Origin of the sequence: Evansella cellulosilytica DSM 2522 (assembly GCF_000177235.2) — a bacterium.
GTDB lineage: Bacteria > Bacillota > Bacilli > Bacillales > Salisediminibacteriaceae > Evansella > Evansella cellulosilytica.
In genome coordinates this window covers 274,598-298,432 of sequence record NC_014829.1, presented here as the reverse complement: position 1 = coordinate 298,432, position 23,835 = coordinate 274,598, and the positions used below count along the sequence as shown (strand labels likewise).

Below are 23,835 nucleotides of genomic sequence, written 5' to 3'. Positions count from 1 at the left end.
CATTCTCCTTTTATCGGTCTATATAGTTATTTGTTATTTTTGTTATTCTTTCTACAGCTTCCATACATGCTCGGCTATTATGGTACGGTCCTTTCCACGGCTCAACGATTGGCTTTTCTTTATTTACGTTGTTGTCCTGATCAAGCTCCCAATACCATTCCCCATGTTTATCATCTATAACATATTTCTTTATATACTCCCAACTATTGTGGAAATGCTTTAAGTAACGCTCCTCACCACTTAGCTCATAGGCATTCAAAAAGCCAACTAAGCTTTCCGCCTGAACCCACCAAACTCGGGTCGCATCGACATCATTTGAATCCTTTTCATTAATGAGACTACCATCATTCTCTAATCCTTCCTCAATACATGCATCTACCATTTTTATTGCCATTGTTTTCATTTTATTTTGTCTGACTTTACAGCCTAATACTTCAGCCGCTTCTGTCATTAACCAGCTACCTTCGATATCGTGTCCATATGAAATAACATCGGATTCTTTTTTCCAACCCGCATCAAAAAACAAGCTGTAATGTCCTGTTTTTTCGTTCAATACCTTTTCCGCTACTACATCAAATAACAATTCAAACTTCTCCTTAAAAACATCATCTTTCCATACACGGTATAAATTAGTATAAGCTTCAAGTATATGAAGGTGGGTATTCATTGTTTTTTCTACATCCATATCCTTGTCACTTAGTCTTAAATCTTCATCTTTCTCCCACTGTCTACTGAACGCTTCTAAATACCCTTTATTCTCTTCGTCAAAGCCGTGCATTTCTATTAATTGATAAATCTCTTTTGCTAATTGTAGCGCCTCTTCATTATTAGTCGCTCTGAAGTATTCAACTAATCCATATATACCAAACGCTTGGTTATAGATGTGTTTTCTCGTATCATTTAACTCTCCTTCATTTGTAACCGACCAATAAAGCCCACCAAACTCATCATCTATTAAATAATTTTTCAAATAATTGAAGGCTCGTGTTGCAACTTGTAAATCTGTGTCATTTTTATACTTTCGGTACGCAGCAGAGAAACTCCACAGTATTCTAGAATGAAGGATACAACCTTTTTCACTGTCATGATCAATTGTTAAATGGTAGTCGATATAGCCATGAAAGCCATCTCCACTTCCATCTATCACCCTTTTTTTCCAGAAAGGGAGTATTCGATCGGTCAGTTCTTTTTCTATTTCTTGCTTCGCACGATACAACAAAGTTTTATCCATCCACACTCACACCTTTACCATTTATTTTAAATCACTGATTCATGAGTAGTAATAATTATTATATTTGTTATTATTTTTGTTATTTACATAATAACATTTAATATCAAATTTAGGAATCATTATTTATGTGTGTATGGAATAAACGTGGATTTGTCAGCAATCAATAAATGTGTTATAATACAAACTTACGTTCACGCGTAAAATGTGGTTTTATTTTTTTTCGTTCGTAATGATTTACTATAGCTATTAAACAACTATTAAAAAATTATATACGGATTTTTTGGAATCCTGTAAATACTCTGAGTGCGCCTTATTTATACGATAAGAAGGAATTTTCTTATCACTGGCACGGTCTCGGAACCGTAAGGATGAGAGAGAGGTAGGGCTTTCATTATTTAAGATGTTTCAAAAGAAGTACAGCGATGTACCGCGGCAATAAATGAAGTAAAATCATATAGATGCATTACTGTGTATAACAGAAATGTTAGAAAGGGAGACTCAAAGGTTGTTTTTACCTAGAGAGTCTCCCTTTTTGCATATTTTTCTCCTATTAAAGAAGTTATTTACCGTTTTTTAACAACAATTGGGTGGCTAGCATTAATATAGGAAGCTCTAATAAAGGACCTATTATTAACGTTAATGGTATTAAAGGCTCAGCTGGAAAGGCTACGATAGCTAAAGCTAAGGCGATTGGTGAATTTCTAGCTAATGTCGTCAAAACTAAGCTCACACGATCGGCTCGGTTAAAGTTCAGCTTTTTCCCTATTAATTGACTCATATAAAAGTTAATGATAAAAAACAATGTCACAGGGATTAACAGTACAGCTAGCAGTTCTAGATTTTGAAACAGTAAGTATCCTTCTGATGCAAACATAGCCATAATAGCGATACATAAAAACACTACAGGTAAGCTCGAGAGTTTAGCATTTATGTTGTCATATAACACTTGACGTTTTCTAGTTAGCCTTTTTACAATGTAAGCCATTAACAGCGGCAGACACAAGACGAATAGTATGCTTTGGACAATTGTAGTCATTTGAATGAAGCCGGTTGTACCCGCAAAAATGATTAGAAAAATTGGTAACAGGAGTACTTGTACTATGAAGTTGATTGGCAAAACCGCTGTCGAAAGAGGTACGTTCCCTCTAGCTATACTTGTAAAAATTAAATACCAATCCGTACATGGTGTTACCATTAGTAAAATAAAACCGATCCATAGAGCTGGATGGTCATATAAGAAAATGTAGGCTAACAGCCCTGCTAATAGAGGTGTCCATATAAAGTTAATGCCGAGACTTGTTACTGTAAACTTTGTGTTTTTCATAGCATGTATCGTCTCTTTAAAAGAGATTTGTAAAAAAGTAATAAATAGCATCATCACTAATGCTGGAACAATGATATCATTTGCATTCTCCCTTATAAAATCATATCTGCCTAATAATAGACCAAATAATGCAGAAAAAGTAATAAAAAGTGTGTATAGCTTTTCAAATGTATGCATATGATGTACCCTTCTGTTTTATTTTTGTAAATAACAATAGAAACTCATTCTAATACAAGCTAATCTGTGTATACTTAAAATAGTATCACAGCAAAATGAGTTTACATATGGAGGTTTTATATTTTGATTAAGAAGATTTGTGTGTTTTGTGGATCAAGCTTTGGAGGAAACAACATATACTTAAAGGAAGTTGTTGCTCTCGGAAAATCGTTAGCTGAGAATAATATTGAATTAGTATATGGGGGCGGGCATTCCGGATTAATGGGTGCACTAGCTAAGTCAGTTATTGACCATAGCGGGCAAGTAACTGGGGTCATCCCCCAAAAAATATATGATCAAGTTGAGCATATTGAATTGACGCATTTACATATTGTAGAAACGATGCATGAAAGAAAGCATAAAATGTATGACCTTGCTGATGCTTTTATTGCGCTACCAGGAGGAATCGGTACGCTTGAGGAGCTTGCGGAAATCATGACATGGCAGCAAATCGGTTACCATGAAAAGCCTGTTGGTGTGTTTAACATTAATGATTTTTATGAGCCTTTCCAACACTTATTATCTCATATGATAAAGGAAGGATTTCTAAAAAAGGATTTCATTGATCAACTAGTTGTTGAAAATTCTCTACATGACCTTCTTGACAAAATTTCTTCTTACGAACCATTAAAACATAATAAGTGGAATTAAGAGGGTGACACAAAAGGTCGCATTTTACCTTTTGTGTCACTCTCTAAGCAATGCGCGTAGTCGTTGCAATCTTTTAAAAGACTACTATGAGCGGGGTTCTCATAGTAGTCGCGCAACGAACGAAGCCATTGCAATTAAATTTTTGCGTGGCTCCTTCGCCACGCGCTATTTCGGTGAAAACCACTCCGATATAGCTTCAAGTGCTTGCGGCTTTTCGCTCACGCTTCGAGTAACCAGCAAAAGGGAAGTACTCCCTTTTGGCGTGGCTCCTTCGCCGCGCGCTATATCGGAGAAAACCACTCCGATATAGCTTCAAGGGCTAGCGGCTTTTCGCTCACGCTTCGAGTAACCAGCAAAAGGGAAGTTCACCCTTTTGGCGTGGCTCCTTCGCCGCGCGCTATATCGGAAAAAACCACTCCGATATAGCTTCAAGGGCTGGCGGCTTTTCGCTCACGCTTCGAGTAACCAGCAAAAGGGAAGTTCGCCCTTTTGCTGGTTACTCTTCTGCAAATCTTTTAATGCGTGCTCCAATTTCATCACGTACGCGTTGGAATACGGCCCATTTCTCTTCATCGGTTCCTTCTGCCTTTGCTGGGTCATCGAAGCCCCAGTGGACACGTTCCTTATTAGGTGGTGTTGCTGGGCAAACATCGTTAGCATGGCCGCATAGAGTTACGACTAAGTCTGCCTTCTGCAAAAGCTCTTGATCTATAGTGTCTGATGTTTGATCAGTAATATCAATGTCTACTTCTTTCATTGCTTGAACTGCCTTTGGATTTACTCCGTGAGCTTCAATCCCTGCAGAATACACGTCATATTTTTCCCCTAAATATGCTTTCCCCCATGCCTCAGCCATTTGACTTCTGCATGAATTACCTGTACATAAAAAATAAATAATTGGTTTAGTCATTATTTTCACTTCTCCTTTAATGATTCGTTTAAATTAAATTTATTAGATACGTTAACGTTTAAGTTAACAAAATCATCCGTGTTTTACGACGCTGCTTTCTGGGAACCAGTGCTTTGTTTTGTTGGCAATTTTCACTAAATATAGCATGAGCGGAACCTCAACAAGCACACCGACAACTGTCACGAGAGCAGCACCTGAGTTTAATCCAAATAATGCGATTGCAACGGCTACAGCTAGCTCAAAGAAATTACTCGTTCCAATCATCGCAGCTGGTGCTGCTATGCTATGCTTAATTCTCCACCACTTCGCCCATAAATACGCAATAACAAAAATAAATAACGTCTGGATAATGAGTGGCACTGCAATTAATCCGATGTGGAACGGATTATTTAAAATAACGTCTCCTTGGAAAGAAAACAAAATAACTAACGTGAGTAAAAGGCCGATAATTGTAAAATTCCCAGCTTTTTTTAGAAACACATTTTGGAACCAATCCATTCCTTTTCTCTTCACAAGGATTACTCGTGAAATATAACCAGCAGCTAACGGAATAACAATAAATAATAGCACCGATAAAAATACTGTATCTAACGGAACAATGACATTATTTACTCTAAGTAGTAGCGCTACGATTGGTCCATAAGCAAAAATTAAAATTAAATCATTAACTGATACTTGAATTAACGTATATCCTGCATCCCCTTTTGTAAGGTAGCTCCATACGAATACCATCGCTGTACATGGTGCAGCTCCGAGAAGTACGGCTCCTGCGATATATTCAGTTGCTAACGTTTCGGGTATAAATGGACTAAATATAAAGCGAAAAAATAACCAAGCGAAGAAAAACATTGTAAAAGGCTTGATAAGCCAGTTAACTACTAAAGTAATAACTAAGCCTTTAGGTTTTTTTCCTGCGTTGACAATACTTGAAAAATCAATTTTTGCCATCATAGGAAAGATCATTAACCATATTAAGATGGCAACAGGAATGGAGATCTCTGAAATCTTCCATTCATCTAATGTATTAGGTACTGCTGGCATTAATTGTCCGATTGCAATTCCTACGATAATACATACTGCTACCCAAATCGTTAAGTAGCGCTCAAAAAAACTAAGTCCTTGTCCTTGGGCTTGTTCATTACCCATATTTTATTTCCCCCAATTCAGTAATAATAGCTATTTATTTCTTCAATTGAATGAAAAGCTTAATTACAACACACTCTTAAACCTTTCTCCTCTAACGCTTTAATACGATCATTTTGCTCTGGGAAGTGTGAAACAATGCTATCTATTAGGGGATAAATCTCTGCTGATGTATTTATTTTGTAAAAAATCCACTGCCCTTTTCTACGTTCCGTTATGATATTAAAGGACTTTAGTTTAGCTACATGTTGACTTATCGATGGCTGACTCATCTGCAGAATTTCCACGAGCTCACATACACAGCATTCATCCTCCATTAGGAGTGTTACAATATTGAGCCTCGTATTGTCTCCTAACAGCTTCAAGATTTTTGCTCCTTGTTCAATATCTAACTTATTTAATATTGTCATCGCTACTCCACCTCCATTTCACTAATCATTATATAAGTGAATAATTATATAATCAATTACTTATATATTAAGAAATTGTAAATTATCTTCCTCTGCAGCCAATCTTCGCTCACATCAACTAGATGGCTCCTAAATAATCGGATAATTATAAGGGAGACTCAACCTTTTGAGTCTCCCTCTCATTTATTCTTCTTCTTTTTTATTACCGTCTAATACAGAGGTAACATCATTTTCATCCAAATATTGTTCATATTCCTTGTGATCCACACTTGGTCCAGAATAGTTTCCTTCAATATCTGCAGTTAAAATTCCCTCGATATCTTCAACTATCCCAATAGGTTCTTCAGATTCAACAAACATGTTGTTGTAATCTTTGTTGTCTACGTTTAGAAAATCTGAAGGTGTCTCTGATGAACCGTATATACTTACTGTTTGCCAAGCATCTTCTGCATCGAAAAACGTTTCGTTTCGTACGCTTTCGTCGTATTCAAATTCACCAAATGCGGGTGCAATGACGTCTTCTTCAACTGGCCGTTTATTAGAAACCGACTTCTCTTCTGCGTGCTGTATACATCTTCGCGCATTTGGAATTGCTTCTAATCGCTCATACGGAATGTCCGTACCACAAACTTCACATTTCCCATATGACCCTTCCTCTATTGCTTTTAACGCATTATCTATTTCATCTAACAGCTGTTCACTATGCTCATTTAATGCAATATCCTTTTCTCGTTCATAGAGCTCTGTTCCTTGGTCCCCAGGGTGATTATCATAATTGGATAACTCACCAACTGATTCTTTTAGTAATTCTAATTCTAAGCCATAATGTTGTCCATTTAAACGAGTGAGCTGCTCTTCCTTCATCTGCATGAGTTCTTTTTTCAATGCATTTATTTGATCATTTGTAAGCAATGGTGCACCTCCTACATAAAAGTTTGCATACATACTTAGTTTGTCTTATTCCCCTTGTAATTTGATACAAACATTTTGGAAGTAGCTTGTAAAAATTAGACAAAAGAAGAAAGCTAGTCCAATGAATTATTCTCATTTTGCTGTCTAAGCTCGTCCTCAGCAATGTCTAAATTGGCCTTTTCAAGTTCTTTATGCTCATTAACAGAATCTCCTGGGTAGTAAGCATTCGATTTGAACGGATTCTCTGAGCTAATATCTGAGGCTACAGTAAATTCTCTACGTTCAGGTGTATTGGTCAGTGTTTTCTGATCAGCTGCAAATGTTTTTCCCTTTTTAGTTGTACTCACAATGTGTCCCCCTCATTTTTCTTAGGGACACTGAAAAAGTGAAAGAACATCACTTTTTCAGTGCCCTTCAATAATTTACCTTCCTGAGTCCTCAAAGGATAACCGGTTTGATGGTTATTTTCTGAAGAAATATCATTCTAAATCCATACCAAATAGAGGATACTTTTAAGTAAAGCATCCTCTAAGCAAAATAAAGCTACCTCAATAAGGGAAGTTTATCTCCACGACTCCATTGCTGCGACTTTCTGTCATATTCTAGTGACATCGCAAAGGGAGGGTTGCAACTTCTTCTTTTTACTTCAACGCTTTTCTTGCTAGCTGCAAGTCATTTTTTAACAGCTTATCTAAATCATACGCTGGGTATTTTCCTGTTTTATACATATAGTTAAATACTTTCCCATGTAGATCAATCGCATTATTTAAATGCTTTTGAAATACCTTTCTAACTTCAGGTGTTGCCGCTTCTGTAATTGCAATCGCGTAATTCCGAACACTCATTTTAGAAAAAGTGAGTAAGTCACCTGCATACAAACCTTCTAACTCTTTTTCTGTCATCGTACTTTCTGCCCTTGGCATATCAGGATAAAATGCTATAAGTTCCATCAAATTATTTGTAACACCTTTAATTGCGCTTTCATAAATCCCATGTAATTCTTGGTTATTAATATCCTTTATTGCTTTTTTCATCTTCATTAAACCGATTGATTGTGCTGCTACCAACTCATGAATTTCCAACGTTTCATGCCAAGCTAAATGACCTTGACTCATTTAAATACAACTCCTTATTTTATTTTGCTTACAACGATAACCTATTCACGGTAGGGTTGGTTCTGTTCTAGACCGTTCGTAATAGATCTCAATAAGGAGATTGTTTATTAGACCGTATAACAAATTGCAACATTCTCATACTAAATGTACGAAGAGATAACCTACTACTTTAATTAACAGTGCTTAATTTTTATCGCTTAAATACTGTTAAAGATAAAGGATGTGAAGGGCTTGGAGCAGATTCCTATATACCTTATTTTATTACTATTTCTCCTACTAATCATGTCTGCTTTCTTTTCCTCAGCCGAAACCGCATATTCTAGTGCGAACAGAATACGCTTGAAAACAATGATGGACGAAAATAATAAAGGTGCACAGCGAGCATATAGTATTCTCCATAATTTCGACCAAGCATTGTCAACAATATTAGTTGGGAATAACTTAGTAAATATTGCTGCTGCAACAATATCTGCACAAGTAGCAACAGCGATTTTCGGACCTAATTTAGGCGTATTTGTAAGTACATTTGTCATGACTGTACTCGTCCTCATTTTTGGCGAAATATTACCTAAGTCGTATGCAAAGGAATTTGCAGAAACGTTCTCTTCAAAAATATCATGGATATTGCTTGTTCTTATAAAATTTTTATCACCGATAACTTGGGTTTTCCTACAGCTTAAAATATTCGTTTCAAAACTTATAAAAAAGGAGAAGACGGCACCTTCCGTCACAGAAGAAGAGTTAAAGGAATTAATTAGTATTAGTGAAGAAGAAGGCGTCATTGACGAAAGTGAACGAGAATTAGTTCACCGCTCCTTAGACTTTAATGATATTATCGTTGCAGAAATAGTCACGCCTCGGATGGATATCGTCGCTATTGATGTCAATAACACAGTGGATGAAATAAAAAACACATTCATAAAGGAACGTTATTCTCGTATCCCTGTTTATGAAGGAAATATCGATAATATTATAGGTATTTTATCAGAACGTGATTTTTTAAAGGCATATATTCAACTAGAATATGATGTAGATATTCGCAAGCTTTTACGTGATCCTGTATTTGTTTTTGAGTCGATGCGAATCCATACATTGCTGCCGCAACTTCAGAAAAATAAAGGGCATATGGCTATTGTCATCGATGAATATGGAGGAACAGAAGGACTCATTACACTCGAAGATATTTTAGAAGAAATAGTGGGAGAAATCTGGGATGAACATGATGAGGATATTAACTTACTCAAACAGGTTGACCCTTCCACACTCATTGTTCATGCCGATTGTCCATTGGATGATTTCGTAAGGAAAACGAAAATTGAGCTACCTGACACACCATATCACACAATTGGTGGTTGGCTTTCCGAAGTGTTTCAACGAATTCCGTCGGTTAATGAAGAAGTACAATATGAGCATATTTCTTTAAAGATTATTGATGCTGACGAGAGAAGAATACGTGCGATCGAGGTTAGCTTAAACTAAAGTGGCACACAGGCGTCACTTTAGTTTTTTGTTGAAGCAATTTATTTGCTAACAGCTAGAAACTAGGCTAATATATTCAGGTCTAAAGAATCATATATTGGAGGAATAATATGAGTATCTATCATTACTCTGCTGTTGCAATGAATGGCAAAGATAAATCTTTAAGAGAATATAAAGGGAAAGTTGTTCTCATAGTGAATACTGCTGGAAGGTGTGGATTTACATACCAATACAAAGATTTACAACGTTTATATGACCGTTATAAAGATAAGGGGTTTGTCATTTTAGGTTTCCCATGTAACCAATTCGACCATCAAGAGCCTGACTCTAATGATCAAATTCAAACGAGCTGCATGCTTAATTACGGTGTTAGTTTCCCATTATTTCAAAAAACAGATGTCCGCGGAAATGACGCACATCCATTATTTAATTATTTAACGGGTCAGAAAAATTTTAAAGGCTTTAATGAAATGCATCCAGTATCAAAAATCTTGCTGCCTCTTATTAACGAGAAGCACCCTGAGTATTTAAGCGATAACTATAGTATAAAATGGAATTTCACGAAGTTTCTAATTGATCCTGAAGGAAACGTTGTAGATCGATTTGAATGTACGACAGATCCAATTGATATAGAGCGTGATATTGAAAGCCTACTTCAGCAAGTAACTGCTTAGGCTGATTACATTCAGATTACTTCTCTTCATTCATTTTTATCATGTATACTATAGATAAGTAATTATCCTATGTAAAGCGAGGGTTCATTTTGCTAAAAAAAAGGTTAATGAATTTATCCATATTCATCATTGCCATACTAGTGAGTGGCTATGTCGTATACGACTATATATTAAAGGAAAGTTCTCGAAACGATCAACGTATCGAAGAATACTTATCAACTGGCGGGATAGAGAATAGAGATGAGGAAGTGAGTTATTCTGAATCTGAGGAAATCGGTCCTTACCCTGGCCGAATTGCACCAAACTTCACCCTCCCGTCTTGGGATGAATCTTCGGAAATAAGTTTACATGATTACCGTGGTAATTTTGTCATCATGAACGCGTGGGCATCTTGGTGTGGCCCATGTAAAGATGAAATTCCATACTTAATTGACTTTCATGAAAACTATGCCGAGGAAGATGTCGAAGTTTTAGGCGTAAACTTAACAAATACTGAAACGAGTAAGTCTAGTGCTATTGCGTTTATTAATGACTTCAATATTCCTTATGATATAGCGATGGATGTTGAAGGATTCGTAGAGAAAGAATACTTAATTGTGAGTTTACCGATGACATTTGTAATCGATCCTGATGGGCGAACGATTATTAGGAAAGTTGGTTACATGAACTACGAGCAAATTATTGCATTATACGAGGAAGCACAAGAAATCTACTATAATGAAGGTGACTCAAAAGGCTGATACCTATTGAGTCACCCTTTAGCTTTGTACGGAGCGGCCACCTCCACTACTAAATGTGGTTTTCTTTTAGTTGGCCGCGACGAGTGAAACCATTGCCAACACTGTTAATAGCCGTATGGCACCGTCCTAAGCCCTAATTTATTTCGTACCGTGTTGGATCCATTGTGCCACTTCTACTGTTCTTCTTGCTTGATGCTTCACTGCTTTTTCTACGTCCTCCTGCATTTTTCCATCTTGGCTAACTGTGACACTTGTCCCGTATGGGTTTCCACCAGATTCAAATGCTACTGGATCGGTATAGCCAGGTGCAACAACAATTGCTCCCCAATGATACATAGTATTATATAGCGCTAATATTGTTGCCTCTTGTCCACCGTGAGCATTAGAAGCAGAACTCATCGCACTCACTGCTTTATTAGCAAGCTTACCATTAAACCATAACCCACCAGTCGTATCTAAGAACTGTTTCATTTGTCCTGGAACATTTCCAAATCGTGTAGGGACGCTAAAAATGATTGCATCTGCGTTCTCCAAATCATCCAAAGTTACCTCAGGTACATCCTTCGTTTCTTCCATATGTGCTTTCCAAGCAGGGTTTTGCTCGATAGCTGCTTCAGGAGCGAGCTCAGGCACCTTTAACACCTTTGCGGCAGCACCTAACTCCTGTGCTCCTTCCTTTGCCCATTGTGCTAGCTGGTAATTCGTTCCTGTTGAGCTGTAATAAACGATTGCTACGTTTATATTAGACATATTACCTTCTCCTTTATTATGTATTTCACACATCCTTGTTATTTTTCCAACTGTTTCATTGATTATTCAAAGGTTGACTCAAAAGGTCTAATTTTTACCTTTCGAGTCAACCTCTAAACAATATGTGGAGCCAACGCAATCTATTAAAACCCAAAAGCCCACTATAAGTGGATTATAGTGGGCGCGCGGCGAGTGGAGTCATTGCCAGATCTTTTAATAAGCTTTTGGATCAGCCTCATTAACGGGGATATTACTTTATTTAAAGAGATTTCGGAACCAATCGACTATGGAAGAAAAAAATGTAGATATTGTACTTTTTTCTTCTTTTAACTCTACTTCTCCCACTTCGTCAGTGTTGCTTTCTTCTATTTCTTGTTCTGTGAGTAACAGCATCGGCTGCTCCCCTTCAACAACATGAATCATTTCACTACCATAATAGTCATAAATCATTCTCGCATTTTCTTCATTATATGGCTCAATTGCTATCTCAACGCGATTATGAGTGACATCAGGTCCAACTCGGTAAATCGAAATGCCAGCTTCTTGAAATTGATTTAAATCTATTTCTGCAGTTTTCGCATTTAACTCCGCTTCCTTATACTGAACCTGTCGTAACTCAACTTCCGCTGGAGAGCTAACGAGTTGTTTCATTGCGCTAGCATGCTCTTCACTAACAGGCTCTATAAAAGAAAACACAAGTACACCTAATTCTCGTTCGCTTCGGTCTATATGCATACTGGCAAATATGTCACTCAAATGTTCATTTACATACTCTAAAAGGTTTTCACTCACTTCTGTATGATTTGGGTCTATCCCTTGCTCCTCCCATTCCTCTAGTTTCTCACGTGTGATCGGCTCCTGTTCGGCAAATGCAGAAGTTCCTAATAGAAGAGAAAACACAACAAGAAAGCTGAAAAATAAATATATCTTATTTGAAATTCTCATACAAATCTCCTTCCATCATTTCTTCATTTAGTATTTAAGACGATTACTATTGTTCTTTGTTACAATTTTTAAAGGTAAAATGACCTTTCATATTTCAAAATTTCTATTTTTGTTAGAAAATAGAAATAGTTATTAAGTAAATATAAAGAATCCATTTACAAGTGCAGATGACGTTTATACTTATAGGTAGAAAGCGAGTTGAGAAAAGTTGAGTCATACTCGGAATATATTAATAGTTGAAGACGATAAGGATATTGCAAGAATCGTTGTCGATCACTTACGTAAAGAGGGCTTCCATGTCACATGGGCTTCTACTGGTATGGAAGGGTTAGAGGATTTTAAGCAAAATAGCTTTGATTTAGTACTAGTAGATTTAATGCTACCTGAAATGGATGGATTTACTTTATGCAAGACGATAAGACTTGAAAGCAATGTTCCATTGCTTATTATTAGCGCTAAACAAGAGGATGCTAGTAAAATCCGAGGGTTAGATCTTGGTGCCGATGATTATTTAACGAAGCCCTTTAGCTTAATCGAGCTTTCTGCAAGAATCCATTCACATTTAAGAAGGTACGACCGTTACTTACATCAACATGAAGCACAACCTATGATTGATTTTCTACATGGTCTATCAATCGATTTTTTGAAAAAGAATGTCTATTTAAATGGTAAACCATTATTGTTAACAACTAAAGAACTAGACTTACTTTTACTTTTAGCTAAAAACCCTTGTCAAACGTTCTCGAAAACAGAGCTTTACGAGCATATATGGCAACAAAGTAGTTTAGATGGGAATAATACAGTTACTGTTCATATAAAAGGGCTACGAACAAAACTTCAAGATAATTCTCGTACATCTAAATTTATTCAAACAGTTTGGGGAGAAGGATATAGATTCATCGGTGAAGTGATTCAATGAAGATAAAAACATGGCTTATGATTAGTTATTTTATTGTAATGATTCTTCCTATTACTACTATTTATGCCCTTTATATTACAATTAGTAGCTATGATAAAGAACAAGATTTAGAAAATTATTTAGACGTTTTACAAACATTTTCAAATTTAGAACCTATATTAAATAACGCTAGTTTGTACCAGCTACAACCAATGACAAACTATGAACATATACAAAAGATGGGCAGCGATTCGTTACAAATTAATTTGTACCGTCCTGATGGGGTACAGCTATTTTCAACATTAAATAGTCCATCAACCAATACCCCATTATTTGCAAGTACAACTGAAGTCTATCAAAACCTTAATGAGATTCAAAAAAATTATCGTACATATTCGTTAAAAAAACCTGTTTTTGAAAATGGCGAACTTGCTGGTATTTATGAGATGAAATTAGCAAGAGACGAGTGGTTAGAAGGGGTAAGTAACCGAACACTTACATTATTTACACTATTTAGCTTCTTTTTTATTTTAACGTATGCAGTAGTTATTTTTTTATTAAATCGAAAGCTCAATCGGCCCCTTCAGCTTTTACATGCGAGAATGACAGACTTCGCAAAGGAAAAGGAAATTAGTCCGTTAAAAACGATTCCGAAAGATGAGATCGGTGAGCTAATGGGTCATTTTGAAGAAATGCGCGTGGAAATAGAAGGAACGAAAAAGGAACTACTCAATCATCAGAAAGAAAAGGACTTTATTGTCGCTTCCTTATCCCACGATCTTAAAACACCCTTAACCGTTGTCCGAGCATATAATGAGGCTTTATTGTATGGGCAGCTATCACCAAGGGAAAGAAATGAATATAAACAAGTTCTTTTTGAGAAGTTAGATTTCATGAGTCAAATGCTTGATGATTTAGTCACATATAATTCACTTCAATCTACACGTAACCATTCAGAATTCAAAGTAGTCGATGGAGAAGAATTCTTCGATATGCTTCTATCAGGTTACGAAGAATCAGCTGCTAGTAAAGACATTCAGTTACACACTCACTATGATGTAGAAAGTAAGTATAAAGTGAATCCAAAACAAATGATTAGACTTGTTGATAATGTGATGACAAATGGGTTGCGGCATACTCCGCAAATGAAAAGCCTTTGGATTGGTGCCTATAAACAAACTAGCCCACTACCAAAATGGGTTTTTCCCTCACTCATCAAAAAAGTCGATGAATGGAGAAAGGGCGGCACTGTTATATTAGTTCAAAACGAAGGTAGTTTCATAGACTCAGAAAATGTAGACTACCTTTTTCAACCATTCGTTCAAGGAGAAACTGCAAGAAGTCAATCTGGAAGCTCCGGTCTTGGTTTAAGCATAGCTAAAATGATTATTGAACAGCACGGCGGAAAAATTATGCTATGGTCAGAAAAACCACACGGAACACTTATTGCATGTTGGTTGCAGGAAATAGAAGGGGATGATTATAGGTGAAAAACATGACTTTACTCATCGGGCTGATCACCATAGCCCTAATTGGAGCCGGATGCACTTCCTCACAAGTAGGGGTTTCGGCTGATGAGCTATATTCCAATATTTTATCTACTAATGATGATTTTTTCGCTTACTATGCTGAAGGTGAGATGACCTTTCATTACGGCGATGGTCTTTCTGAAAAAGCTACCTTTAAAGAACATGTTAGTCAAGAAGGGAAAAGAAAGGTTATTACGATTGACAACGCTACAAACCAACAATCAATTGCAGTAAATGATGGTTTTGACTTGTATTTTTATGAAGAAGCTAATGATACTGCCATTAAAATAGATCTCTCTGACGAAGCCATTCCTACGTTAACTCATAGGGAGCAAGTAACCTCGATGCTAGAAAACATGAAAGACACACATTACTATGAAGTAAAAGGTGAAGTAGTCGTTAATGGAATAGATACTTATCATATGGTTCTTACTGCGAAAGAGTCAAATTTACTAATAGGTGATATCGAGTTATGGGTCGATAAAAAAACATGGTTCATGGTGAAGGGAATATCTGTAGCTGGTGATATTACAACTACCATTGAATATAAGGAGATCGATTTTAGCCCTCAGTTCGATGATGATACCTTTACGATTGATTTACCGAGTCATATTACATTTACAGAAGTGAATGATACGTTAAATGAAAGTATCAAGATTATTGACTCAATTTCAGATGCAGAGGAAATAGTGCAAACACCTTTTTATTTATTCGATGAAGAGGACTTAAGCCTCCTATCGATTGAAAGTTATTCTCTTTCCGGTGAAATACAAGAGGAAGTTACTCTCTATTATTGGAAAAATGATATTCCTTATTTATCATTAAGTGTTGCACCCACTTATAATGAAGATGCATATTTAGGAGGTGAAAAAGTAACGATACGTGGTAGTATCGTAGCAGAATATTTAGAGAGCTTGAGGTATCTCATTTGGGATGAAAACAATATTCAATATTCTATCTCTATCCTTCACCCTGATGTAGAGTTAGATGATATAATACAACTTGTGAATGAAATGAAATTGAGTAATGATTAAAAATTGAATTATTATTTTGAAAAAAGTAAGGAAATTTATTATGGAATGTGCTTTAATTATTTGTATAAAATGGTAGAAGTTATTACAAATGTAAATACGATCAAGCTTTTGCAAATTTACTAGTAAAGGAGTTAGTAGTTATTATGAAAAGAACTGGAGAAATTGTACTTGGTGTAATCGGTGCTATCGGATATGCGTTTTTTACTGTAGCAGGATTTTTCTTCCTCTGGCTACAAAATCAAGATGAATTTATGGGGGAATTATCAGCAGAGCTTCAAGCTGACGACGAGTTATCTGCAGCTGAAGTTGACGCTGTATTAGGCTTCTTAGACGGCGGATTCCTCTCTTCTAGCGGTATTTTTCTTATTATCCTCTCAGTAGTTGCCATTGTTTTAGGGATTGTAGCAATGGTATTACTTAAAGGAAACAACAAGCCTAAAGTTTCTGGGTTACTATTTATCATTACTTCTGTCGTTGCTGCAATTGCTACTTTAGGAGCTGGAATCTTCCCTGGAATTTTCTATCTCATCGCAGGAATAATGTGCTTTGCTCGTAAACCTAAAGAACCAATTGAATCCTACTAAAATCAACTAAGAGAGTTAGCACAAATGCTAGCTCTCTTTTTTAGCTGATTTTATCATTTTAAAAGATAAATATTTTTTTTAGTCTAGATCATACATTTTCACATAGCTTCATAAGAAGAAACAATTTATGAAGAAAAGGGTGATAGCGAATGTCGTTAACCTCTACAAATGTCACTGTTTTAGATTTTGATCATACTTATTTATCGCAAAAAACGTTACTGCAGCCTCACTATCAATGGCTCGATTTTTCAAAAATACATGGTACACAAGGCTACTGTAACTTAGACACGCTTGAACGCATCCGCAATAAGTTAATACAAAACCACAAAAACAGCATCACTTTCTTAGGCAATGGTAACTATCATTACATTAGTTATTTATTAATCGAAAGAATTAAACAGCCGTTTACACTTATATTGTTTGACAATCATACAGACACGATTAAATCTTCTATTACTCCTTACATATCTTGCGGTTCATGGCTACTACACGCTGTTGAATCATTGCCTTCACTTCAACACGTGATCATTGTAGGTACTCGTGCTGATCTTGATAAGTCCATTCCTAATCATATAAGAAATAAAGTAACCATGATCTCAAATCATCATCCAAAAATAAATTGCGCGAGTGATCTTGCTAAAATTCTTTTTTCTCTTATTAAAACTGAGGCAGCATATATAAGCATTGATAAGGATGTTTTAGACGAAAGTGATGCATATACAAATTGGGATCACGGAATAATGCGTTTATCAGTACTAAACGAAGTCCTTGATACCCTTTATCGGCTTGTTTCTATTATCGGAGTTGATATATGCGGAGAATATCGTTTAGACTTTTCTCAGGTTTATACTCAAAAAGCTCAACAGGCAACGTTTATTAACGAAAAGGCTAATGAACAAATTTTGAAGGTAGTTAATCAGTTTTCAAAACGTATACAAGAAAAGACTAAAAACGAGCTTAGTAAAGCTCGTTTTTAGTCTTTTCTTAGAAGTGGTGAAGAAATGATGCCACATCTCTTTAAAGTAGTAGTGAGTGCCTCTTCTCGCTACTACGCGTGGCATCATTTCCACCGCCAAATTTATACTTTCTTATCTTTCAAGCAAAAAGCCAGTTATCCTCGTAACGGATAACTGGCAACCTATGAATCTACTATACCGATTGTTCATAAGAATAACCACTTTCTTGTAGCTCCTTCATTAAAACTGGCATCGCTCTATGTAAAGTAGACTTCACTTTCCCCTCTGACCATGTTAATTTTTCACTCGTCTCTTTTATGCTACATTCATTTATTCGCCTCGTAACGATTACTTCTCTATAAGAAGGCTTCATGTTTTCTAGAGCATTGTACAATATATGCACACTCTCATTTCTCTCTACAATTTCTTCAGGAAGGAGTCTTGTATCTATCGTATTCATGATTTCATCTTCTATTTGAGGTAATGGTCTTCTTTTCCTTAAATAATCGATCGTTACATTATGAGCAATACTATATAACCACGTTTTTGGATTGCTCTTTTCTTCAAATGATTCAAAGTATCTAAAAGCTTTTATAAAAGTTTCCTGTGTTAAATCCTCAGCCTGGTGGTAGTCACGAAGCATCCTATATATATATTTTGAAATAGCAACACCGTACTCTTCATGCCACTTCGTAATTTCTACATTTCTATCCGCTGATATCAAATTCATCCACCACCATTCCACTTATCATGTTGTCTTATACACTAATGTACCATTACTTTTGTACCATGTGTACTAGTCTAAATAGTACACTTATTATCATATGAAAACCTACAATATTTGTCAATGTAATTTAGAAAATATTTCCTTTATCTTTTTTTGAAGGATTAATAATAATCGTATCACGACAAATTTCAAATAATGAAAAATTAATAAAGCTTTATAATTAGTAATAGAGGGTTGACTCAAAAGGTAAAAAATCGACCTTTTGAGTCAACCCCTTCCTTTATTGCTCTAACTAAACGAGCAATGAAAATTGCAATCCATCCTTACCAACGATGCGCCTTTGCGTTACTTCGCAGGATAATGTTTGTTTGAGTCATTTCAGTATGACCGTTCACCTGCGATTTTGAGCGTTTATATCGTGTCCAGTTGTGGTGAAATTTCTGAGAATTTTGATCTAATTGATCTCTATAACTCATTACTTATCACCTCTTCGGTAGGATATCTTGCATGATATTCAACAGAATATCTTTTTTAATTTAACCATTTAAACCCGAACTTATCACATTCAAAAACAATCAAAATCTTCCTGTATGGTCATTTATGGATTGGATAAAAATAAGCATAAATTATAGCATTTTTACCTTGAGTATTAGTATTTCTCGAATCCTCCTTACTCATATACATGACATTATTAAGAAAATCCCCCATTCCCAAACAATATTTTTGACATTTTTGTTCAAACATTGCTCACACAATCACAAAAAATGAGTGAAAACCCCTATAATCATATGTCACAATAATTATTACTATAGACACAGTGTTAAATAATGCGCAAAGTATGCAATGATATTTACATTTATTTATTTCTTTTTTTAAGGAGGAGACATCAATGATAGAATACGATCCGGTCATATATAGTCGGATTTTAACTGCATTAACATTAGGTTTTCACGTCATTTTTGCTACGATCGGTGTTGGTATTCCACTTATGATTGCTATTGCAGAGTGGATGGGAATTAGACGAAATGATCCTCATTATACTCTTATGGCAAGAAGATGGGCTAGAGGCTTTGTTATTACCGTAGCAATTGGGGTTGTTACTGGTACTGCTATCGGTTTACAGCTCACTTTATTATGGCCTAGTTTTATGCAAGCTGCTGGACATACTATCGGTTTACCAATGTTCATGGAGACCTTTGCATTTTTCTTTGAAGCTATCTTTCTTGGAATCTATTTATATACTTGGGACAGATTTAAAAGTAAATGGAAGCATTTTTTACTCGTCATCCCGATTGTCATTGGTGCAACAGCCAGTGCATTCTTTATTACAAGTGTCAATTCGTTTATGAATGTACCTCAAGGCTTTAACATCGTTGACGGTGTTTTAACGGATGTTAGTCCACTTGCTGCCATGTTTAATCCTGCAACTCCTACTAAAATAGCACACGTAATTATTACATGTTATTTAACTTCTGCATTTATTTTAGGAGCGATTGCAGCCTACCATATCATTAAAGGTAATGCACATGTTTATCATAAAAAGGCGTTACACTTAACAATGGTTTCAGCATTCGTTTTCGCTATCGGTACTGCTTTAATTGGAGATCTTTCAGGTAAATACTTGCATGAATATCAACCAGAAAAGCTTGCTGCTGCAGAGTGGCACTTTGAGACAGAGGCTGAGGCACCACTAATATTAGGTGGAATTCTCACGGAAGATAACGAAGTGAAGTATGCACTAGAAATTCCATACGCTTTGAGTATTCTTGCCGGTGGTTCTCCAGATACAGTCGTTGTTGGACTAAATGACTTTGACGAAGAATATTTACCACCTCTCTGGGTTCATTATGCGTTTGATTTAATGGTGTTTATTGGCATCTATTTAGCTGCTGTTTCGGCTATATTCGTATTCATTAATTGGACGAAAAAATGGAATGCCTTTACTAAACCATTACTTTGGGCAGTTGTTGCCGGTGGTCCACTATCGATGATAGCTATCGAAGCTGGATGGTTCTTTACAGAGGTTGGGCGTCAGCCTTGGATCTTAAATGGTGTCATGACCGTTTCAGAAGGTGCTACGACTTCACAGCACGTCGATATACTTCTTTATGTATTCGTCGTTCTTTATGCGATACTCGGTGTTACTTGTGTAGTAGTGTTACGTCGTATGTTTAAAACAAATCCTGTCGAACGTGAGCTTGAGAAAAGAGGAATCTCTCATACAGGCAGTCGCATAGCAAAATAAGTAGAAAGGAAGTGAGACGATGGATTACGAGATTATAGGTATTACGGTCCTTTGGACATTTCTTTATGGCTATTTAATCGTAGCGTCGATTGATTTCGGCGCTGGGTTCTTTAGCTACTATACAAAAATTACGAAGAAAAACCATATTACACACAACATTATTCAGCGTTATTTATCTCCTGTTTGGGAAGTGACAAACGTATTTTTAGTATTCTTCTTTATCGGTATTGTCGGTTTTTTCCCAAGCACTGCTTATTATTATGGAACCGCACTTTTGATTCCGGGAAGTGTAGCAATCATACTAATAGCTATTAGAGGTTCATACTATGCCTTTGCAACCTACGGAGCTAAAGATAGCAATTTCTACTCGTTTCTTTACGGTGCGACTGGCCTTTTAATTCCCGCTTCTTTATCTACTGTGTTAACGATTTCCGAAGGTGGATATGTTAGTGTCGAGGATGGAAAGGTTCAGCTCCTATATGGTGAGTTGTTTACGAGCCTTTACTCTTGGGGCGTAGTTATTTTAGCCATTGTCAGTGTGCTATTTATATCAGCAAGCTTTTTAACGTACTATGCATCAAGAGCAAAAGACTTAGATGCACTCGAATTATTGCGTAAATACGCACTCGTCTGGGCATTTCCAGCGATCATTATGGGAGTTGTTGTATTCTTCCTACTAGGTAATCAAAACCCAGAGCATTATCAAAATATGCTAGACATTTGGTGGGTATTTGCCGTTTCCTTTATTAATTTTGCAATTGCCACTTACTTGATTTGGAAACGTAAAAATTACGGTACTGCTTTTATACTCGTGATGCTTCAATACTTCACGGCATTTTACGGCTATGGGATTTCACATTTTCCATACTTACTGTACCCGTACTTGACTATCTACGATGGATTTACGAATGAAACGATGGCTATTGCATTAATCATTGCTTTTATAGCTGGATTGCTTTTATTAATTCCGTCGCTTTACCTGCTCATGAGGTTATTCTTATTTGATGCCGACTACGTTAAAGGAAAAAAATAGATTCAGATTATGCTAATTTGTTAATGTCAATTAAAGGAGGAGAACTTATCAATGGATATGACTACATTTTTAATCATGGTTGCTCCACCACTTTTATTAGTTGCCTGTGTCGTTCTCGTTTTTGTCTGGGCAACTTTCGCAAAAGAACCCGCTTTCGTAAGAGAAGCTCAAGAGCAAGCTGAATTACAAGAAGATACAAATGAAGCTTCTAGTTCTTGATGTGATGTGTTTAGGTAAAAGAACGTGAAGTGTTTTGAAAAGCTGTTGAGGAAATTTCTCTCAACAGCTTTTTTCGGTTATTTTTTGACATCCACACTTTTTTGAGTGGGGAGAAGGCTCGTCTTATTTTATTTTGTTGTGTTTTGGTAGCATTGATTATGTTTGATGTTAGCTATTTGTTTCGGTTTGGTTTGGATTTGGTTTGTATCTGGTTTGGATTTGGTTTGGATTTGGTTTGTCGGTTGTCAGTTGTCGGTGCAATCACTTAAACACATCTTATGCTGAGCTTGGAAATTTTTTTGTGGTGTTGGCTTCGTATGATGACCTTTATTTTGGTTAATTAGCTTTTTCGGGTGGCATTGCACTCGTATGACACATCTTATTTTGACGATTCGACTTTTTCGCGTGGCATTGCTCCTCTATGACACATCTTATTTTGACGACTCGACTTTTTCGCGTGGCATTGCACTCGTATGACACATCTTATCTTGACGATTCGACTTTTTCGCGTGGCATTGCTCCTCTATGACACATCTTATTTTGACGACTCGACTTTTTCGCGTGGCATTGCACTCGTATGACACATCTTATCTTCGTGACTCGGTTTTCTCGCGTGTCATTGCACTCGTATGACACATCTTATTTTGACAACTCGACTTTTTCGCGTGGCATTGCACTCGTATGACACATCTTATTTTGACGACTCGGTTTTCTCGCGTGGCATTGCTCCTCTATGACACATCTTATTTTGACAACTCGACTTTTTCACGTGGCATTGCTCCTCTATGACACATCTTATCTTCGTGACTCATTTTTTTCTCGTATCATTCCATTGATTTGACACAATCTAAATTCGATTCATAATATTAAACTAAGTATTGAACAGATTTCCCATGACCTATAAACTTATAATTTGATCTTAACAAACCACTAACTGTTCTATCTGACAAAACCTCACACCAATCAACTAAATTATTCGTTGTTATTGCTTTTTCAGGGAACAATACTCGATATTGTAAGACGTTTCTTATAAATGCTTTTTCTACTTTTTCCTCACACCCACAGCTTGTACATTTTAAATAACTGCGTTTTGATGATAGCTTCATAAAATTGTTACACACTTCACATGTAATCCCCTTTTTTAGCATGTCATAACGATGTTCTGGAATACATTTATGTTTTTTATCTGATGTTTGGTTACTTAGTAAAAATTCAGCTAGCTTATGATGGGATTCACTTAGTTTTATAGGCTTTTCATTTAGCGTTTTCATAAATCGGTTTATTTGTGTTGGTAGTATAAGAGATGAATCAATTGGGGCTTGGTATAAAGTAAAGGCAGGGTTAATAAAGAGAAGATAAGTCTCGACTAACAAGTTAGACGAAAAATGATTCAAGAGATCTTGAAATAAAATTGCTATTCTTTCTTTTTGTGCGATTGGATTACTAATCTGATGTTGCGAGAGTGTATACCAATTTCCATCTTTAATATAATAATCGTTTTCGAAGTTCTTAATATCAACTAGAATCAGGTTATATTGACTAATTAGTATTGAGTCGATTTGGAAATCTGTTCCTTTTAGCGTGTAGTGCAAATTTCTAAGGACAAACCACTCAGGAGGTAAGTATTTTTCACACAATTCATCAAACTTGCATTCGCCCTCATAGCCTTTCTTTAAATTGTTAAAGTAAATATAGCTATCCTTGGGCAATGTCATTCGTGGACTCAGTGCAGCTAAAACCTGGTGGTTCGTTGATTTCAGACGCTCATTAAGCATCATGCGCAACAACTCCCTCATATTGTATTTACTAGCTTCATCATATTCCACTTTTCCCCAACTAACAAGAGTGAATTTCTATATTAAAGTAAAAATGAGTGATAAACCGCCTTAACAGCTCCCTACTAAACAAATAAATGGGCTATTTCCCCACGTAACGCTTTTCCCTTTCTATGCGTGACAAATTGCAGCAAGCTCCTTTCTATTAAAGAACCCACCAACTACTTAACATTTCGTAGTTCGTGGACTCAGCGCTAATGACACTAGACCACTGAAAAAGTACAAAACAACTTTTTCAGTGGCCTTTATTTGTATTATAGTCGCTCGCCTGATAG

The 23,835-nt window shown here is 36.2% G+C and carries 25 protein-coding genes; 12 read left to right on the top strand and 13 right to left on the bottom strand.

The window, feature by feature from the left end:
- Positions 1–10 precede the first annotated feature (10 nt).
- Positions 11–1,231: an AGE family epimerase/isomerase gene (locus BCELL_RS01500; protein ID WP_013486905.1), complete on the bottom strand. Its 1,221-nt coding sequence runs from the start codon at positions 1,229–1,231 to the stop codon at positions 11–13.
- Between the two features lie 559 nt (positions 1,232–1,790).
- The gene (locus tag BCELL_RS01495) at positions 1,791–2,732 is read right to left on the bottom strand and encodes an arsenic resistance protein (RefSeq protein ID WP_013486904.1); all 942 of its coding nucleotides are present in this window, start codon (positions 2,730–2,732) and stop codon (positions 1,791–1,793) included.
- A 123-nt stretch (positions 2,733–2,855) separates the two neighbouring features.
- Here BCELL_RS01495 and BCELL_RS01490 point away from each other — a divergent pair, with 123 nt between their 5' ends.
- The gene (locus tag BCELL_RS01490; protein ID WP_013486903.1) at positions 2,856–3,422 is read left to right on the top strand and encodes an LOG family protein; all 567 of its coding nucleotides are present in this window, start codon (positions 2,856–2,858) and stop codon (positions 3,420–3,422) included.
- Positions 3,423–3,918: 496 nt separating this feature from the next.
- Here BCELL_RS01490 and arsC read toward each other — a convergent pair whose 3' ends face one another.
- From arsC to BCELL_RS01460, 6 genes are all read right to left on the bottom strand, one after another.
- Entirely contained in the window at positions 3,919–4,332 is a 414-nt protein-coding gene (arsC, locus tag BCELL_RS01485) for an arsenate reductase (thioredoxin) (protein ID WP_013486902.1), read from the bottom strand.
- Positions 4,333–4,404: 72 nt separating this feature from the next.
- A complete protein-coding gene (gene arsB, locus BCELL_RS01480; protein ID WP_013486901.1) occupies positions 4,405–5,478 on the bottom strand; it encodes an ACR3 family arsenite efflux transporter in 1,074 nt (357 codons plus the stop codon).
- 59 nt (positions 5,479–5,537) lie between these two features.
- Positions 5,538–5,885, bottom strand: coding sequence for an ArsR/SmtB family transcription factor (locus tag BCELL_RS01475; protein ID WP_013486900.1), 348 nt, complete (start codon positions 5,883–5,885; stop codon positions 5,538–5,540).
- 183 nt (positions 5,886–6,068) lie between these two features.
- Positions 6,069–6,797 carry a TraR/DksA C4-type zinc finger protein gene (locus BCELL_RS01470; RefSeq protein ID WP_013486899.1) on the bottom strand — a complete coding sequence of 243 codons (729 nt, stop codon included), beginning with the start codon at positions 6,795–6,797 and terminating at the stop codon, positions 6,069–6,071.
- A gap of 113 nt (positions 6,798–6,910) precedes the next feature.
- Positions 6,911–7,144, bottom strand: coding sequence for a hypothetical protein (locus tag BCELL_RS01465; protein ID WP_013486898.1), 234 nt, complete (start codon positions 7,142–7,144; stop codon positions 6,911–6,913).
- Between the two features lie 294 nt (positions 7,145–7,438).
- Complete coding sequence (locus tag BCELL_RS01460; RefSeq protein ID WP_013486897.1) at positions 7,439–7,912, bottom strand: spore coat protein; 474 nt, start codon at positions 7,910–7,912, stop codon at positions 7,439–7,441.
- Between the two features lie 231 nt (positions 7,913–8,143).
- Here BCELL_RS01460 and BCELL_RS01455 point away from each other — a divergent pair, with 231 nt between their 5' ends.
- The 3 genes from BCELL_RS01455 (at position 8,144) to BCELL_RS01445 (ending at position 10,805) form a co-directional block, all read left to right on the top strand.
- Positions 8,144–9,391, top strand: coding sequence for a hemolysin family protein (locus tag BCELL_RS01455; RefSeq protein WP_013486896.1), 1,248 nt, complete (start codon positions 8,144–8,146; stop codon positions 9,389–9,391).
- A 110-nt stretch (positions 9,392–9,501) separates the two neighbouring features.
- The gene (locus BCELL_RS01450; protein ID WP_013486895.1) at positions 9,502–10,065 is read left to right on the top strand and encodes a glutathione peroxidase; all 564 of its coding nucleotides are present in this window, start codon (positions 9,502–9,504) and stop codon (positions 10,063–10,065) included.
- An 89-nt stretch (positions 10,066–10,154) separates the two neighbouring features.
- A complete protein-coding gene (locus BCELL_RS01445) occupies positions 10,155–10,805 on the top strand; it encodes a TlpA family protein disulfide reductase (RefSeq protein WP_013486894.1) in 651 nt (216 codons plus the stop codon).
- Positions 10,806–10,943: 138 nt separating this feature from the next.
- On the opposite strand, the gene wrbA is transcribed toward BCELL_RS01445, so the two are convergent.
- Positions 10,944–11,555: an NAD(P)H:quinone oxidoreductase gene (gene wrbA, locus BCELL_RS01440; RefSeq protein WP_013486893.1), complete on the bottom strand. Its 612-nt coding sequence runs from the start codon at positions 11,553–11,555 to the stop codon at positions 10,944–10,946.
- Positions 11,556–11,810: 255 nt separating this feature from the next.
- Complete coding sequence (locus BCELL_RS01435) at positions 11,811–12,500, bottom strand: hypothetical protein (protein ID WP_013486892.1); 690 nt, start codon at positions 12,498–12,500, stop codon at positions 11,811–11,813.
- A gap of 208 nt (positions 12,501–12,708) precedes the next feature.
- Here BCELL_RS01435 and BCELL_RS01430 point away from each other — a divergent pair, with 208 nt between their 5' ends.
- The 5 genes from BCELL_RS01430 (at position 12,709) to BCELL_RS01410 (ending at position 17,522) form a co-directional block, all read left to right on the top strand.
- Positions 12,709–13,419 carry a response regulator transcription factor gene (locus BCELL_RS01430; protein WP_013486891.1) on the top strand — a complete coding sequence of 237 codons (711 nt, stop codon included), beginning with the start codon at positions 12,709–12,711 and terminating at the stop codon, positions 13,417–13,419.
- Positions 13,416–14,888, top strand: coding sequence for a sensor histidine kinase (locus BCELL_RS01425; protein ID WP_013486890.1), 1,473 nt, complete (start codon positions 13,416–13,418; stop codon positions 14,886–14,888). Before BCELL_RS01430 ends, BCELL_RS01425 begins: the two co-directional genes overlap by 4 nt.
- Positions 14,885–15,961, top strand: a complete 1,077-nt coding sequence (locus BCELL_RS01420; protein WP_013486889.1) for a LolA family protein — start codon at positions 14,885–14,887, stop codon at positions 15,959–15,961. Before BCELL_RS01425 ends, BCELL_RS01420 begins: the two co-directional genes overlap by 4 nt.
- A gap of 143 nt (positions 15,962–16,104) precedes the next feature.
- A complete protein-coding gene (locus tag BCELL_RS01415; protein ID WP_013486888.1) occupies positions 16,105–16,545 on the top strand; it encodes a DUF4064 domain-containing protein in 441 nt (146 codons plus the stop codon).
- Positions 16,546–16,694: 149 nt separating this feature from the next.
- A complete protein-coding gene (locus BCELL_RS01410; RefSeq protein WP_013486887.1) occupies positions 16,695–17,522 on the top strand; it encodes an arginase family protein in 828 nt (275 codons plus the stop codon).
- A gap of 172 nt (positions 17,523–17,694) precedes the next feature.
- On the opposite strand, the gene BCELL_RS01405 is transcribed toward BCELL_RS01410, so the two are convergent.
- The gene (locus BCELL_RS01405; RefSeq protein WP_041808097.1) at positions 17,695–18,231 is read right to left on the bottom strand and encodes an RNA polymerase sigma factor; all 537 of its coding nucleotides are present in this window, start codon (positions 18,229–18,231) and stop codon (positions 17,695–17,697) included.
- Positions 18,232–18,551: 320 nt separating this feature from the next.
- Complete coding sequence (locus BCELL_RS21925; RefSeq protein ID WP_013486885.1) at positions 18,552–18,704, bottom strand: YpzG family protein; 153 nt, start codon at positions 18,702–18,704, stop codon at positions 18,552–18,554.
- A 413-nt stretch (positions 18,705–19,117) separates the two neighbouring features.
- On the opposite strand from BCELL_RS21925, the gene BCELL_RS01400 reads away from it, so the two are divergent.
- Genes BCELL_RS01400 through cydS form a run of 3 tightly spaced genes read left to right on the top strand, consistent with a single transcriptional unit; the run spans position 19,118 to position 21,725 of the window.
- The gene (locus BCELL_RS01400; protein ID WP_013486884.1) at positions 19,118–20,473 is read left to right on the top strand and encodes a cytochrome ubiquinol oxidase subunit I; all 1,356 of its coding nucleotides are present in this window, start codon (positions 19,118–19,120) and stop codon (positions 20,471–20,473) included.
- A 19-nt stretch (positions 20,474–20,492) separates the two neighbouring features.
- Positions 20,493–21,506: a cytochrome d ubiquinol oxidase subunit II gene (locus tag BCELL_RS01395; RefSeq protein ID WP_013486883.1), complete on the top strand. Its 1,014-nt coding sequence runs from the start codon at positions 20,493–20,495 to the stop codon at positions 21,504–21,506.
- Positions 21,507–21,557: 51 nt separating this feature from the next.
- Complete coding sequence (cydS, locus tag BCELL_RS22390; RefSeq protein WP_013486882.1) at positions 21,558–21,725, top strand: cytochrome bd oxidase small subunit CydS family protein; 168 nt, start codon at positions 21,558–21,560, stop codon at positions 21,723–21,725.
- 866 nt (positions 21,726–22,591) lie between these two features.
- On the opposite strand, the gene BCELL_RS01390 is transcribed toward cydS, so the two are convergent.
- The gene (locus BCELL_RS01390) at positions 22,592–23,503 is read right to left on the bottom strand and encodes a nuclease-related domain-containing protein (protein ID WP_013486881.1); all 912 of its coding nucleotides are present in this window, start codon (positions 23,501–23,503) and stop codon (positions 22,592–22,594) included.
- Between the last annotated feature and the right edge of the window lie 332 nt (positions 23,504–23,835).